13 protein-coding genes and 1 pseudogene are annotated in these 15089 nt (G+C 69.0%); 9 read left to right on the forward strand and 5 right to left on the reverse strand.

The genetic code is table 11. From position 1 onward, the window contains the following. From VF794_RS34230 to VF794_RS34240, 3 genes and pseudogenes are all read right to left on the reverse strand, one after another. Positions 1-247, reverse strand: a pseudogene (locus VF794_RS34230) (serine/threonine protein kinase); the annotation flags it as partial. Beyond that, positions 244-1086, reverse strand: coding sequence for a serine/threonine protein kinase (locus tag VF794_RS34235; protein WP_331117324.1), 843 nt, complete (start codon positions 1084-1086; stop codon positions 244-246). The gene VF794_RS34235 and the pseudogene VF794_RS34230, both read right to left, overlap by 4 nt. Before the next feature lie 12 nt (positions 1087-1098). Further along, on the reverse strand, positions 1099-1971 hold the full coding sequence (locus tag VF794_RS34240) for a DUF2381 family protein (RefSeq protein WP_331117325.1): 873 nt from the start codon (positions 1969-1971) through the stop codon (positions 1099-1101). A 144-nt stretch (positions 1972-2115) separates the two neighbouring features. Here VF794_RS34240 and VF794_RS34245 point away from each other — a divergent pair, with 144 nt between their 5' ends. The 5 genes from VF794_RS34245 (at position 2116) to VF794_RS34265 (ending at position 9068) form a co-directional block, all read left to right on the forward strand. Then, the gene (locus VF794_RS34245) at positions 2116-2895 is read left to right on the forward strand and encodes a hypothetical protein (protein WP_331117326.1); all 780 of its coding nucleotides are present in this window, start codon (positions 2116-2118) and stop codon (positions 2893-2895) included. Continuing rightward, positions 2892-5045, forward strand: a complete 2154-nt coding sequence (locus VF794_RS34250; protein WP_331117327.1) for a membrane dipeptidase — start codon at positions 2892-2894, stop codon at positions 5043-5045. The genes VF794_RS34245 and VF794_RS34250 overlap by 4 nt, the downstream gene beginning before the upstream one ends. A 149-nt stretch (positions 5046-5194) precedes the next feature. After that, positions 5195-7267, forward strand: coding sequence for a neutral/alkaline ceramidase (locus tag VF794_RS34255; RefSeq protein ID WP_331117328.1), 2073 nt, complete (start codon positions 5195-5197; stop codon positions 7265-7267). A gap of 48 nt (positions 7268-7315) precedes the next feature. Continuing rightward, positions 7316-8917 (forward strand): carboxylesterase/lipase family protein, encoded by a 1602-nt coding sequence (locus VF794_RS34260; protein ID WP_331117329.1) that lies wholly within the window; start codon positions 7316-7318, stop codon positions 8915-8917. 28 nt (positions 8918-8945) lie between these two features. Further along, the gene (locus VF794_RS34265) at positions 8946-9068 is read left to right on the forward strand and encodes a hypothetical protein (RefSeq protein ID WP_331117330.1); all 123 of its coding nucleotides are present in this window, start codon (positions 8946-8948) and stop codon (positions 9066-9068) included. Here VF794_RS34265 and VF794_RS34270 read toward each other — a convergent pair. Beyond that, the gene (locus tag VF794_RS34270) at positions 9046-9387 is read right to left on the reverse strand and encodes a hydrogenase maturation nickel metallochaperone HypA (RefSeq protein ID WP_331117331.1); all 342 of its coding nucleotides are present in this window, start codon (positions 9385-9387) and stop codon (positions 9046-9048) included. The two genes, VF794_RS34265 and VF794_RS34270, sit on opposite strands and share 23 nt — an antisense overlap. 245 nt (positions 9388-9632) lie before the next feature. On the opposite strand from VF794_RS34270, the gene zwf reads away from it, so the two are divergent. The 4 genes from zwf to VF794_RS34290 are packed head-to-tail and all read left to right on the forward strand — an operon-like array spanning position 9633 to position 14551. After that, on the forward strand, positions 9633-11174 hold the full coding sequence (zwf, locus tag VF794_RS34275; protein WP_331117332.1) for a glucose-6-phosphate dehydrogenase: 1542 nt from the start codon (positions 9633-9635) through the stop codon (positions 11172-11174). Further along, on the forward strand, positions 11174-11842 hold the full coding sequence (gene pgl / locus VF794_RS34280; protein ID WP_331117333.1) for a 6-phosphogluconolactonase: 669 nt from the start codon (positions 11174-11176) through the stop codon (positions 11840-11842). The genes zwf and pgl overlap by 1 nt, the downstream gene beginning before the upstream one ends. Before the next feature lie 22 nt (positions 11843-11864). Further along, positions 11865-13304, forward strand: coding sequence for an NADP-dependent phosphogluconate dehydrogenase (gene gndA, locus VF794_RS34285; protein ID WP_331117334.1), 1440 nt, complete (start codon positions 11865-11867; stop codon positions 13302-13304). A 5-nt stretch (positions 13305-13309) separates the two neighbouring features. Then, complete coding sequence (locus VF794_RS34290) at positions 13310-14551, forward strand: uracil-xanthine permease family protein (protein ID WP_331117335.1); 1242 nt, start codon at positions 13310-13312, stop codon at positions 14549-14551. Here VF794_RS34290 and VF794_RS34295 read toward each other — a convergent pair. After that, positions 14552-15089, reverse strand: a 538-nt coding sequence (locus tag VF794_RS34295) for a helix-turn-helix domain-containing protein (protein ID WP_331117336.1), incomplete at its 5' end; no start/stop codon positions are given.

Consider the following 15089-nt stretch of genomic DNA (forward strand, 5'->3'; position numbering starts at 1 on the left):
CCTCTGCCTGGGCGTCGTCAGCGGGAGGCAGTGTCTCCTCCGGGGCCCCGCGCGCCGTTTCCAGCGACGGGGCTGGCGGTGCTGCTTCCTCCTGGGGCGGTGGCTCTGCCGGGCCGTCCTCGGCGGGAAAGAGCGGCACCTTCCAGGCGGGGGACTGTCTCTCACTCTCGGCGGCCTTCTCCAGCGCCTGGAGTAGCGCCTCGGTGCTGGGGTAGCGAGCCTCGGGCTGCTTCTCCAACAGCTTCATGGCGATGTCGCTGAGGGAGCGCGGCGCCAGGGGGTTGAGGAGGTGGGGCGCCGTTGGGGGCACGGTGTGGCGATGGCGGCCAGCAGCTCCTTGTCCGGAAGCTCGGGGTTGAAGGGGTGGAGGTTCGTGAGGGCCTGATAGAGCAGCACCCCCAGCGCGTACAAATCCGTGGCCGCGCCTCCCTGGAAGGGCTCTCCCCTCTTCAACGCCCCGGTGCGCATGTAGGCCAGGAGCTCGGGCGGCAACAGGTGCAGGACGCCTTCGGGAATGCCCAGCGTCTTGGTGAGGGCTCCCGGCAGGCGCACGGTGCCGAAATCAATGAGGAAGGGCCTGCCGTCCTCTCGGCGGATGAGGAGGTTCTCCGCCTTCAAGTCCCGGTGGTACACGCCGCGCGCGTGCAATGCGCCCACGGTACGCACCACGTCGCTGAAGGTGTCCACCAGTCCGGCGGCGTGAGGAGGCTTGAGCCAGCGCCACTGGTGCCAGTCGTCCCCGTCCACGAAATCGGTGACGATGAAGGGGTAGCCCTGGGTGGGGTTGGGCCAGAAGTCCACCGCGTACACGCGCAGCAGGTTGGGATGGGAGGCGTAGGTGAAGAGGGCCGCCGCCTCGCGCGCCAGTCGCCGGTAGGCACTCTTCTCCTCCACATACGCTTCTTCTGGGAGCGCTTCCTGGGAGTCGGAGACGGGGCGCAGCGCCACCTTCATGGAGTAGGGACGACCGTCCCGCTCCACCTTGAAGACGCGGGATGAGCCTCCACTGCCCAGGACCTGGACGATGTGCCAGGGCCCCACCATGTGGCCAGGTTGGAGGTGGTCCGGGTGCAGGGTTTCCTTCATGGGCCGGCGCTCCTATAGCTTCACTTTGGGGAGGGAAAGGCGCCGGCTACCGCCCTTGTCCAGCAGTTCCAGGCAGAGGTCTTCGTCTGCTTTCCAGAAAGGAGCCTCCGTCTCCACTGCCACGAGGCCCTCCTCGCCGGGCGCGAGCCGCGCCTTGTTCATGTCCACGGAGAGCACCTTCACCGGGGTGCCGTCCGCCCGGGTGAGTCGCGCCTCTCCTGACTCCCAGGGTTTCTGCCCCGGAAGGTTGCGCACACGGATGATGGCGAGCGCCCAGGACCTGGCGCGATACCCCTCCCCCGTCGCTACCATCAACCCACTCTGCATACCCGAGAGCACAGTCTCGATGCGTCGGGCCTGCACTCCGCCCAGGTCGAGCCGCCCTGCGAACGCGAGCCTGGCAGGCCCGCTCACGGCCTTGAGCGCCGCGTCCTTCTCCGCCAGCGCCGCCTCCAAGGCCTCGACGGTGCGCGGGTGGCGCACCACCTCCACCTCCTTGTCCACGAGCGTAGGGTGGGAGACGAGCGCGAGGGTGGCATACGCCGGGGTGCCGCCGTCCTTGTAGCGCACCCGCACGCCCAGCTTCTCACCAGGGCCCGGCTCGATAGCGATCTCGAGGGTGACAGTGTGCTCGCCCGAGTCCACCACCCGAAAGCGTGTCTCCCGTCCCTCCACCTCCACCGAGGCCCGATCGATAGGGGCGTTGAAGCGCAGGTAGGTGACGACCTTGGCGGCCACTCGTACCTCTGGCACGGGCTCCCCGGGACTACTGGGGACGACGACTTGCCGCTCCTGGCGCTCGCGAGCCGGGGGCTGAGGCTGCTGTGCTGCCGCTGTCGCACCCGTCAGGAGGAGGGCGAGCGGTAACCACGGGAGAAGTCGCACCAGGGGAGAATACCTCCAGAGTCCACCCTAGCAGATGTCCCTTTATGTGGACTGCAAGCAACTTGGCTTCCGCACTTGGGAGAATAGTGGGGGAAATCCGACTTCTATTCCCCGACGTGTGTCCCGAACCTGAAGGACCCCCCCATGAAACCGCGGTCTCGTCTGCAACTCTCGCTGTGTTGCCTCGGTGCGCTCCTGCTCGGCTCGACAGCCCTGGCCCAGCAGGATCCACGCGCGGTCATCGTCAGGCCCGCCGCCGGCGCGAAGGTGCGCGCCCCCGCGACCGTGAAACGCTACTGGGCGGACTACGCGGGAAAGGCGATCCGGCGCAGCAACCCCGACGGGTCCAATGTCGAGACCCTGGCCGCCGACGTCAATGGGCCCTACGGGACCAGCTACGACCCGGAGACGGGGTATGTGCTCTGGACGAGCTCCGGTGACGAGAAGGTGCAGACGGCTCCCGCCAACGCGTACGGCGCCGAGACCACCACCCTCAACAGCTCGTTCGAGGACTTCTTCGCGATCGTCGTCAAGGGCTCCAGCTCCGATACGTCCTACGGGGTGGTGGATGGGAAGGTCATCCGGATCACCCGTTCCCACACCTCGGAATACGAGCAGCGCGACGTGCTGTACACGCTCGCCTTTCCCGAGGAGGTGTACGGTCTGGCGCTGTCGCCGGATGGCAGTGCCCTGTACATGGGCGACATCGAAGGCCGGATGACGCAGAAGCTGTCCCTCTCCAGCCTCCAGAAGACGCCGCTCGTCTACGACAACGGTGAACCGCAGCCGGCCTCCAGCACGGCGCGCGACCAGGGCCCCGCCAGCACGAGGGAGCCCTCCCTGGCCGAGCCCTACCCGGTGTCGCTCTCCTGGGACTCGGAGTCCCTCTACCTGCGGCCCTCGTCCACGGAGACGACCCGATGAACTCCCGACAGACACTCTTCCTGTTCGCGCTCATCGCCATCCTGTGCGGCGGCACCTCCGCCAGGGCGCAGGCGGTCCAGGGCTTCGTCGATCTGCACTCGCACCTGACGGCGGAGCACAGCTTCGGCGGCAGCTGGTTCTCGGGCACCGTCGAGGGCCCCATGGATGTGGCGGTCCAACGCTGCGACGGCAACTTCCCGGGCGGGAGTCACGCGGCGACGCGCATCCCGATCGCCTCCGAGCTCGTGAGTGGGCATGGGCTCTTCGGCGGGGATACCGGGTGGCACCTGGGCAGGCGGCGCGGGTACGACCGGCGGCAGTGCCGCTATGTCTTTGGAATCCCCGTGCCCGGCACCTGCCCGCGGCCGCACTTCGAGGATTGGCCGATGTGGGACGCCATTGCCCATCAGCAGATGTGGTACGGCTGGTTGCAGCAGGCCTACCAGGGCGGGATGCGCGTCATGGTCGTGTCCGTCGCGGAATCCAACTTCCTCTGCAACAACACGCCCATCGCCAATCGCCGTTACGACTGCGATGAGATGAACTCGGTCCGGCGGCAGGTCAACGCGGCGCAGGGCTTCGTCTCGCGCCACGGCAGCTGGGTGGGCATCGCCACCACGCCCGCGCAGGCGCGCTCGCTGATCCAGCAGGGCAAGCTCGCGCTCGTCCTGGCGGTCGAGGTCACGCAGCTCTTCCCCTCCGGGGATTTCCTCGCGCAGCTCGACGAGCTGAGGGCCATGGGGGTCCGCTCGGTGCAGGTGGTGCACCATTCGGACAACCGCTTCGGCGGCGCGGCCCCGATTCCCAAGCTGATGAGTGGCGCCAACAAGGTCGAGTTCATCATGGGCGAGTCCACGCGGATCAACGACATCGTCTGTCGAGACAGCTGGGGCACCGCGGGCAAGTGCAACGGCGACAACTTCCTCAACGAGCGAGGCCTCTCCGCCGAGGGACAGACCCTGGTTCGCGCGATGATGGACCGTGGGATGCTGGTGGACGTCGCCCACCTGTCGCGCAAGTCGTTCGTGAACGTCTATCAAATCGCGCAGCAGCGAGGGAGCTACCCGCTGCTCTACTCGCATGCCCACATGTGGAACACGATCAGCGGCTCCGAGGACCGGCACGAGAAGTTCATCAAGCAGGATGAGATCCAGATGATCACCAACACGGGTGGCATGGTGGGTCTGCGCACGGGACCGGAGGATGCGACCCAGTATGGCTCCGTCAGCAACAGCTGCCAGGGGTCCACCACGGCCTTCGCCCAGTCGCTCATGTACGCCGTCGACAACGGCTTGAAGGTGGGGTTTGGCGCGGATCTGAACGGCTTCACGGATCAGCTGCGTCCTCGCTACAACTCCAAGGATTGCTACGCGGACTACGTGCGGATCAACAACGCGGGAGGGCCCACGGAGTTGCAGAAGAAGGGCCTGGCCCACGTGGGCCTGCTGCCGCAGCTGATGTCCGAGTTGCAGACCGTGGGAACACCCGCCGCCTACGTCGACCACCTGAACCAGTCGGCGGAGAACTTCCTGAAGCTGTGGGAGCGCAGCGTCAGCCTGGCTTCGAGCCAGTCCGGCACCTGGACCGCCTGGCTGAACCGTGACGGCTCGAGCGGCTCGGGGGACTGGGAGACGCTGAGCGAGTTCGTCATCGCGGGTCAGGCCTGCTCCAATCCCATCGGCATCGAGTGCCAGACCACTTCGGGTGTGAACTGGACCCAGAGTGGCGAGGTCTACACCTGCGACCCGGCCGGGGGAGGCATCTGCCGCGTGGCGGATCAACCCGATGGCGTCTGCTACGACTACCGGGTGCGCTTCCTCTGCCCGTCGGGCCCCGTCAACGGCACGTTCAGCTACAGCGCCAGCAACACGAACAGCGCGCAGCAGAACACCCCCACCAAGAACGTGCTGCTCAGCGCCGGGCAGACCATCCAGCTCGGCACCTGCACGGTGAGCGGCTCCTCCGGCTCGGGGGACACATACCTGCGGCTGTATGGCCCGGCCGGCACGCAAGTGGCCTCCAACGATGATAGCTGCGGTGTGCTCTCGTATTTGAGCTACACGGCCAGCCAGGCCGGCACCTACCAGATTCGCGCTGGCTGCTACTCCGGCAACAGCTGCGGCGGCACGGTGGGCTACACCATCCAGTAGGAGGGACGGAGGCTCGTGGGAGGCGAGGGGCTGCCCGTGGGCGCCCCCCGCTCTCCCCATCCCACACGGAAACCGCGCTGTAGAAGAAGCGGGTGGCAACCCGGGCGTCAGGATGGCGACAATCCCCGGACACCCTCACAGGAGCCTCCATGCAACGCTGTCTCTTCTCCTCCCCTCGCCTGCTGGCGAGCGTGGTGCTCGTCCTCGCGCTGGGCGCGTGCGACACGCAGCCCGTTGACGAGGACACCCTCTCGACCCAGCGGGCCGCGCTCACCGACCCGTGCGCGACCAACCAGGGCTTCCAGGTGGGCGCCGGCCTCTACGACGTCACCGGCCCGGCGGCCGAGCTCGGGATGATGGGCTACGCCATGATCGACCAGAAGACGGCGGGCATCCACCAGCGCCTGCGCTCGCGCGCCTTCGTCATCTCCTCGGCCTGCAACGGCAAGCGCGCGGTGTTCGTCAGCGCGGACCTGGGGCAGATCTACCAGGGCGTGAGGCAGCAGGTGGTGGAGAAGCTGCGCGCGCGGTACGGCACGCTCTACACGGACGAGAACGTCATGCTGAGCGCCACGCATACCCACTCGGGCCCGGGCGGCTTCTCGCACTACGCGCTCTACAACCTCACCATCCTCGGCTACGACAAGCAGAACTTCGACGCCATCGTGGATGGCATCTTCCAGTCCATCGTCCGCGCCCATGACAACCTGGCGCCCGGCACCATCCGCGTGGCCTCTGGAGACCTGCTCGACGCGAGCATCAACCGCTCCCCCGAGGCGTACCTGCGCAACCCCACCACCGAGCGCACGCGGTTCGGCCACGACACGGACAAGAAGATGACGCTGCTGCGGCTCCAGGGCGATGACGGTCGCGAGGTGGGCCTCATCAACTGGTTCGCCGTCCACGCCACGTCCATGGGCAACGACAACCTGCTCATCAGCGGCGACAACAAGGGCTACGCCTCCTACCTCTTCGAGAAGGTGAAGGGCACGAGCTACACCGCGCCGCGCACCTTCGTGGCGGCCTTCGCGCAGAGCAACGAGGGCGACGTGACGCCCAACATCTACGGCGGCACCAACGGCGGCGGCGCCAACGACTTCGAGAGCGTGGAGCTCTCCGGCCGCAAGCAGTACACGCTGGCGAAGTCGCTCTACGACTCGGCCTCGACGCTGCTCAAGGGTGGCGTGGACTACCGGCACGCCTACGTGAAGTTCGACGAGGTGCAGGTGGCCCCCGCGTATACGGACGGCGTCTGGCGCACCACGTGCGAGGCGGCCATCGGTGACTCGATGATCGCCGGTGCCGAGGACGGCCCGGGCTACGGCAAGGAGGGCGCCACCTGCGAGGAGATCCAGGACATGTGGAGCGTGTTCAACTGCGCCGTCTCCACCACGCCGTGCCAGGGAGAGAAGCCCATCGTCCTGGAGACGGGCACCCAGCAGCCCTACCCGTGGACGCCCGAGGTGCTGCCGCTCCAGGTGATGCGCCTGGGCAACGTCGCGCTGGTGGCGGTGCCCTTCGAGCCCACCACCATGGTGGGCCGGCGGCTGCGACAGCAGGTGCTCGCGCAGCTCTCCCCGCTGGGGGTGGACCAGGTCATCATCTCGGGCCTCGCCAACGCCTACGCGGGCTACCTCACCACGCGCGAGGAGTACGCGAAGCAGGACTACGAGGGCGCCTCCACGCACTTTGGCCCGTGGCAGCTCGCGGCGGTGCAGCAGGAGGTGGACAAGCTGGCGGTGGCGATGCGCAACGGCACCACCGTGGCGCCGGGCCCCACCCCGCGCGACCTGCGCAATGACCAGACGACGGTGCAGACGGGCGTGGTGTACGACGACAAGCCGCTGTCGGTGAACTTCGGTAGCCTCGTCACCGACGCGCGTGCCTCCTACCTCCGGGGCGAGACGGTGAGCGTGAAATTCTGGGGCGGCCACCCGAAGAACAACCTGCGCCGCCAGGACACCTTCCTCCAGGTGCAGCGCAAGTCGGGCACCACGTGGGTGCAGGTGGCCAATGACTGGGACTGGGAGACGAAGTACCGCTGGGCGCGCTACGACTGCGCCCCCACCTACGGGTGCTCGCACGTCACCACCGAGTGGAAGATTCCGGCGGATGCCACGCCGGGCATCTACCGCATCCGCCACTTCGGTGACTGGAAGTCCGGCTGGGACGGGCTCATCCGCCCCTACTCCGGCACGTCCCGCGAGTTCACCGTCAACTGAGCCACCGTGGGTGTGGGCAGGCGCGAGGCACTGTGATTGCTTCGCGCCATGCGCCTCCGACACCCCCTGCTCACCGCCCTGGCCTGTCTGGCCCTGCTCACCCACTGTGCCCACTCGAAGGGGCCGGCGCCCGCGTCCGGGCCCGGCCCCGTGGTCACCACCCACCGGGGCCCCGTCCAGGGCCTGGCGTACACGGACGGCAGCGCCGCCTTCCTCGGCATTCCGTACGCGGCCCCGCCCACGGGGGCCCGCCGCTGGCGCGCTCCCGAGGCCCCCGAGGCGTGGACCATGCCGCGCGAGGCCACCCGCTTCGGCAACGTCTGCCCGCAGGTGGAGATGTTCAGCGGCAAGCGGATGGAGGGGACCAGCGAGGACTGCCTCTCCCTCAACGTGTGGACGCCCGCGCTCCAGCCCGCGAACCGAGCCCCGGTGATGGTCTTCATCCATGGTGGCGGCTTCACCATGGGCTCGACCAGCATGGAGCTGTACGACGGCACGGCGCTGTCCCACGCGGGCGTGGTGGTGGTGAGCATGAACTACCGGCTCGGCGCGCTGGGCTTCCTCGGCCACCCCGCCCTCACCGCCGAGAGCCCGAACAAGGCCTCCGGCAACTACGGCTTGATGGACCAGCGGCTCGCGCTCCAGTGGGTGCGCGACAACATCGCCGCCTTTGGAGGGGACCCCGGCAATGTCACCATCTTCGGCGAGTCCGCTGGCGCCATCTCCACCTGCCTTCAGATGGTGTCGCCCGGGTCCTGGGGCCTCTTCCACCGCGTCATCGCCCAGAGCGGCACCTGCTACCTGACGGGCGCGCCGTTGCATGACCCGGGTACTCCGGGGGAGGACAGCGCCGAGGAGCGAGGCCTCCGCTTCGCCCAGGACCTGGGCTGCACGGGCGAGGAGGTGGCCACGTGCCTGCGCACCAAGACGCCCGAGGAGCTGCTCGCCGCGAGCGGTGCCGCGCTCGACCTGCTCAAGCCGCACGTGGTCTTCGGGCCGATCGTGGACGGAGACGTGCTGCCCGTGGCACCGCGCCAGCTCCTCACGGAGGGCCGGTATGCGAAGGTGCCGCTGCTGCTCGGCACCAACAAGGACGAGGGCACGCTGTTCACCCTGAAGGCGAAGCTGGACACGCCCGAGCAGTACGAGGAGGCGATGCGCGTGCGCGCGCCGGAGCACGCGGAGGCGCTGCTGCGCGTCTACCCCGTGAAGGACTTCGCCTCGCCGAAGGCGGCCTACAACCACATGCTGCGCGATGCGCTCTTCATCTGCCCCGCTCGCCGGCTCGCGCGCACGGTGGCGGAGCACGGCCAGCCCGTCTACGCCTACCACTTCACCTACGAGCCCAAGAGCTTCTTCGGCCTGCTCAACAACCTGGGCGCCTTCCACGCCGCCGAGTTGCCCTTCGTCTTCGGGGCCGAGAAGGGCCGGCTGACGCTGGGCTCCGACAAGGAGCGGGAGCTGTCGGCGAAGATGATGGGCTACTGGAGCCGCTTCGCCGCCCGGGCCAACCCCAACGGCGCGGGCGCGACCGAGTGGCCGGCGTACACCCGCGAGGGCGAACCCCACCTCGTCTTCAACACCACCCTCGAGCGCGGCGACCACCTGGACCAGACGCACTGCGACGCCCTGGAGCCGCTCGGGCTGTAGCCTTCCTCTACCTGCAGCCCGCATCGCCGTGACGGATCAGGGACGCGGGGCGGTGGAGCAGCACTGGCGGCGGTTGGAGCAGTTGCGCGGCAAGGCCCGGCGCTGGGTGCCCGAGGGCACCGAGTCACTCAATCCACCACGAGCGCGGTGACCGAGAGCCCCGTCTGACCGAGCTGCTCCCCATCCGTGCTGCCGCACACCGGGCAGCGCGGGTGGGGGGACTCGGGCGCATAGGTGCGGCCACAGGCGCGGCAGCGCGCCTCCACGTGGATGAGTTCCAGGAGGAGCCGCGCGCCTTCCGCCGTGGTGCCCCGCGCCTGGGTGGCGAAGTGGGAGGACAGCTGCTCGGGAGACAGGGACACCGCCGCCGCGACCCAGCCCCGCACCACGCGCACACGGGACGCGCCATGGGAGAGGGCTCGTCGGAGCACCGCGTTGAGCACCTGCCCTGCCAGTAAGGACTCTTGCATGAGAGGGGCCTCCGGGGGGAACAGAGGTCTCGGAAATGCTGGGAACTCCCAGCCTACGCCCCCCCCATCCGGCGGGGCGAACGGGGCCCTTTCCAGGGCGTTCTCCGGAGAACGATTGTCCCTCCCACATCCGGCACTGGACGCCTCCCTCGACCGCGCGGACGGGGGCCGGGGCGACGTATTGATGCGTCGGTGAGACCCCGAGCGCATATGTTCCCCCGGCATCCGCCGTGCCGGAGGAAGACATGGACGAGCAGGGGCTGCACATCGAGACCCACCCCCGCGAGGGCGACCCGCTGCTGCGCGCGGGGAGACCGGACCCGTGCATCATGGTCCTCTTCGGCGCCACGGGTGACCTGGCGCAACGCAAGCTCTTCCCGGCCCTCTTCGAGCTGGCCCGCCAGGACCAGCTGCCCGACCACTTCGCCGTGGTGGCCTTCAGCCGCTCGGAGCACAACCTGGAGCGGTTCCGCGCCCAGGTGAAGGCGGGACTCCAGAAGTTCGCCCGCACGCAGCCGCTGGACGAGGCCACCTGGGAGCGGCTCGCCTCCAAGCTGGAGATGATGAGCGGCGCCTACGACGACCCGGAGGCCTACCTGCGCCTGCGCGAGCACCTGGACCGGGTGGGCGAGCGCTTCGGCACCCAGGGCAACCAGCTCTACTACCTGGCCACCCCGGCCTCCACCTTCCCCTCGCTGCTCCAGGGCCTGTCCAGCTCCGGGCTGCTCTACCGCGAGGACCCGGAGCTCAAGCGCCCCTGGCGGCGGCTCGTCATCGAGAAACCCTTCGGCCGGGACTTCGCCACCGCGAAGGAGCTCAACCGCACCCTGTCCACGGTGCTGGACGAGCGGCAGATCTTCCGCATCGACCACTACCTGGGGAAGGAGACGGTCCAGAACATCCTCGTCTTCCGCTTCGCCAACGCCATCTTCGAGCCGCTGTGGAACCGGCAGCACATCGACCACGTGGAGATCACCGCGGCGGAGAAGATTGGCGTGGAGGGGCGCGGGCGCTTCTACGACGAGACGGGCGTCATCCGGGACATGGTGCAGAACCACCTGTTGCAGGTGCTGGCGCTGTGCGCGATGGAGCCCCCCGTCTCGTTCGCCGCGGAGGACATCCGCGACGAGAAGAACAAGGTATTCCGCGCACTGCGTCCCATCCAGGGCGGCGAGGTGGCCAGATACGTGGAGCAGGGACAGTACCGGGGCTACCGCGAGGAACAGGGGGTGGCGAAGGACTCCAAGACGCCCACCTACGTGGCCCTGAAGACGTACATCGACACGTGGCGCTGGCAGGGGGTGCCCTTCTACGTGCGCGCGGGCAAGGGGCTGAGCAAGCGGGTGACGGAGGTGTCCATCCACTACAAGTCCGTGCCGCACTGCCTCTTCAGCACGAGCGACACGTGCCAGCGGCTCCAGCCCAACGTGCTCACGCTGCGCATCCAGCCGCACGAGGGCATCGCGCTGAGCTTCGAGTCGAAGGTGCCCGGCGAGGACATCAACATCGCGGGCGTGACGATGGACTTCGACTACTCCAAGAGCTTCAACAAGCCGGTGCCCGAGGCGTACGAGCGGCTGATGCTGGACTGCATGCGGGGCAACACGACGCTCTTCGCGCGGCAGGACAGCGTGGAGCAGGCGTGGGCCTGGGTGACGCCCATCATCGAGGCGCTGGACGCGGGCAAGGGGGGCGCGATGCACCTCTACGAGCCGGGCAGCGCGGGGCCGGACGCGGCGGCGGCGCTGGTGGCGCGCGATGGGCGGCGCTGGACGGAGCTGAAGTGATGAGGCCCGCGCCCATCGTGTTGGAGAAGGAGGCACTGGCGCGCGAGGGGGCGGACTGGCTCGCGCGGGCGCTGCTGGACGCGGTGGCGGGGGGCCGGAGGGCGAGCCTGGCGCTGTCGGGCGGGAGCACGCCGGGCCCGGTGTACCGGGAGCTGGCGAAGCGGGAGGTGCCCTGGGCGCGGGTGGACTTCTACTTCGTGGACGAGCGCTTCGTGCCGCCGGACCACCCGGAGAGCAACTACCTGCTGGCGGAGGAGGCGCTCTTCAAGCCGCTGGGCGTGGCGACGAAGCAGGTGTTCCGGATGCAGGGCGAGCGCGCGGACCGGGACGAGGCCGCGCGGGACTACGAGAAGCTGCTGCCGCCGGTGCTGGACGTGGTGGCGCTGGGCATGGGCGAGGACGGGCACACCGCGTCGCTCTTCCCGGGCCACGCCGCGCTGGAGGAGAAGGAGCGGCGGGTGTTGGCGGTGGTGGGCCCCAAGCCTCCGCCGTGGAGGCTGACGCTGACACTGCCGGTGCTCCAGTCGGCCCGGAAGGTGCTGGGGCTGGTGAGCGGAGCGGGCAAGCGGGACATGGTGCGCCGGGTGCTGGCGGGCGAGGATCTCCCGGCGGCGCGGGTGCCCCAGGCGCACTGGATGATGGACAAGGCCGCGGCCGGCCAGCGGTGACACCGAGACAGGAGTCAACACAATGACCACAGCACAGGGCCCGAAGCAGGGAGACGCGCAGTTCGGCGTGGCGGGAATGGGCGTGATGGGGCAGAGCCTCGCGCTCAACGTGGCGGACCACGGTTTCCGGGTGGCCGTGTGGGACCGGCATCCCGAGCGCTTCGAGGATCTGCGCACGAAGGGCGCGCCCGAGAGCCTGAAGGGCTACGCCGAGCTGAAGGACTTCGTGGCCGCGCTGGAGCGCCCGCGCCGCATCCTGCTGATGGTGACGGCGGGAGCGGCGGTGGACTCGATGCTGGAGAGACTGGAGCCGCTGCTCCAGCCGGGGGACGTGGTGTTGGACGGAGGCAACTCGTGGTTCCAGGACACGCGCAAGCGCGAGGAGGCCTGGAAGCAGAAGGGGCTGCACTTCCTGGGCGTGGGCGTGTCCGGCGGCGAGGAGGGAGCGCGCCACGGCCCGTCCATCATGCCGGGAGGCCCGGCCGAGGCGTATGCCCTGGTGCGTCCGGTGCTGGAGGCCATCGCCGCGAAGAGCGAGGTGGGGGTGTGCGTCACGCACGTGGGCCCGGATGGCGCGGGCCACTTCGTGAAGATGGTGCACAACGGCATCGAGTACGCGGACATGCAGCTCCTGGCCGAGACGTACGACCTGCTACGCCGTGGGCTCGGGCTGTCGGCGGACCAGCTGGCGGACCTGTTCACCCAGTGGAACCAGGGCATCGCCGAGTCCTTCCTGCTGGAGACCACCATCAAGGTCCTGCGCAAGAAGGACGCGGAGACGGGCAAGCCGCTGGTGGACTTGGTGCTGGACAAGGCGGGCCAGAAGGGCACGGGCAAGTGGACGGTGCAGGTGTCCCTGGACCTGGGCGTGCCGGTGCCGTCCATCGCCGGGGCGCTGGACGCGCGCAACCTGTCCTCGATGAAGGACGAGCGCGTGGCGGCGAGCCGCGTCCTCCACGGCCCGAAGGGCGAGAGCCTGTCCCCGGACGAGAAGGCGAACCTGGCGGCGTGGGTGCATGACGCGCTGTACGCGGCGCGCGTGGTGACGTACGCGCAGGGGATGCGACTCATCCAGGCGGCGTCCACCGAGTACAAGTGGAACGTGTCGCTGGCGGAGATGGCGCGCATCTGGCGGGCGGGCTGCATCATCCGCGCGAGGCTGCTGACACCGCTGCGCGAGGCCTTCGAGAAGAAGCCGGACTTGAGCAACCTGGTGCTGGCGGACAGCCTCGCGCCGGTGCTGGAGAAGCTGGCGCCGGGGTGGAGGCGCACGCTGGCGGTGGCGACGCGGCTGGGGATTCCGGTGCCGGTGTTCAGCGCGAGCCTCGCCTACTTCGACAGCTACCGCAGCGCGGAGCTGCCGCAGAACCTCACGCAGGCCCAGCGCGACGCCTTCGGTGCACACACCTACCAGCGCCGCGACAAGCCCGAGGCCGGCTTCGTCCACTCCGACTGGAGCTGACGTCCATGTCGCCGCCCCTCCCGCCCCAGAAGAAGGTCGTGCTGGGCCTCCAGCACACCATCGCCATGTTCGGCGCCACCGTGCTGGTGCCCCTCCTCACGGGCCTCAACCCCAGTGTCGCCCTCTTCGGAGCCGGGCTCGCCACCCTCCTCTTCCACGTGCTCACCGGGCTCGGCGTCCCCATCTTCCTGGGCAGCAGCTTCGCCTTCATCGCCCCCGTCATCGCCGTGCTCAAGGCCGAGGGCCTCGCCGCCGTCGGTGGCGGGCTCGTCGCCGCCGGCGCCATGTACCTCGTCTTCTCCGCCCTGGTGAAGGCCGTCGGCATCCAGCTCGTCCAGCGGATCTTCCCGCCCATCGTCACCGGCCCCGTCATCATCGTCATCGGCCTGAGTCTCGCCAACGTCGCCGTCAATCAGGCCCAGAGCCACTGGGGGCTCGCCTTCGTCACGCTGATGGCCGCCATCCTCACCAGCGTCTTCGCCCGCGGCCTCTTCAAGATGATCCCCATCCTCATCGCCGTCATCGCCGGCTACGTGACGGCGCTGGTGCTCGGGGCGGTGGAGCCCGCGAGACTCGACGCCATCCGTGATGCCGCCTGGGTGGGCCTGCCCCCGTTCCACGCCCCGAGCTTCTCGTGGACCGCCATCTTCGTGCTCGCCCCGGTGGCCCTCGTCACCTTCATCGAGCACATCGGCGACGTCATCGTGAACGGCCGCGTGGTGGGGAAGAACTTCCTCGAGCACCCCGGCCTGCCGCGCACCCTCTTCGCCGATGGCATCGCCAACATGGCCTCGGCGGTGCTTGGTGGCCCCGCCGCCACCACCTACGCGGAGAACACCGGCGTCCTCGCCGTCACCCGCGTCTATGACCCCGCCGTGCTGCGCATCGCCGCCGGCTTCGCCATGCTCTTCGGCCTCTCGCCCAAGCTGGCCGCCGTGTTCCAGAGCTTTCCGGCCGGGGTGCTCGGCGGCGTGAGCATCCTGCTCTTCGGGATGATCGCCTCCGTGGGCATCCGCACCCTCTCCGAGGCGCGGATCGACTTCGCCCACAGCCGCAACCTCATCGTGGTGAGTCTCATCCTCGTGCTCGGCCTGGGCGGCGCGAAGATTCCGGTGACGCTCGGCGAGGTCCACCTGGAGCTGCACGGCATGGCCCTGGCCGCCCTGGTGGGCATCCTCGCCAACGCCCTCCTCCCGGCCTCGCTCGACCGGGAAGAGGTGGACGCCCACCCGACGTCCGAGAAGTAGTCAGTCCTTGTCGTCCTTGTCCTCGGCCCCGGTGTTGCGACGACCCAGCTTGCGGTAGAGCGTCTTGCGATCCACACCGAGGATGCGCGAGGCCAGCGTCCGGCTCCCCCCCACCGCGTCCAGCACCCGCTGGATGTAGCGGCGCTCCATCTCCTCCATCGAGACCAGCTCGGACAGGTCGCTCCCCTGGGAGAGGTGTTTCGGAGCGCGATAGTCGCGGATGCGCTCCGGCAGGTCCTCCACGGTGAGCTGCTCATAGGTGGTGAGGGCCACGGCCCGCTCGATGCAGTTCTGGAGCTCGCGCACGTTGCCGGGCCAGGCGTACGCCAGCAGGCGCTGGGCGGCGGCGGGGGAGAGGCCCACCACGCGCTTGCCGCTGCGGGTGGCGAAGTGCTCCAGGAAGCGGTGGGCCAGCAGCAGCACGTCGTTGCCGCGCGCACGCAGCGGAGGGAGTTCCAGGCCGATGACGTTGAGTCGGTAGTAGAGGTCCTCTCGGAAGCGCCCCTCCTCCACGGCCAGCTCCAGGTCCCGGTTGGTG

The organism is Archangium sp., assembly GCF_036389735.1.
In the GTDB taxonomy this organism is placed as follows: Bacteria; Myxococcota; Myxococcia; order Myxococcales; family Myxococcaceae; genus Archangium.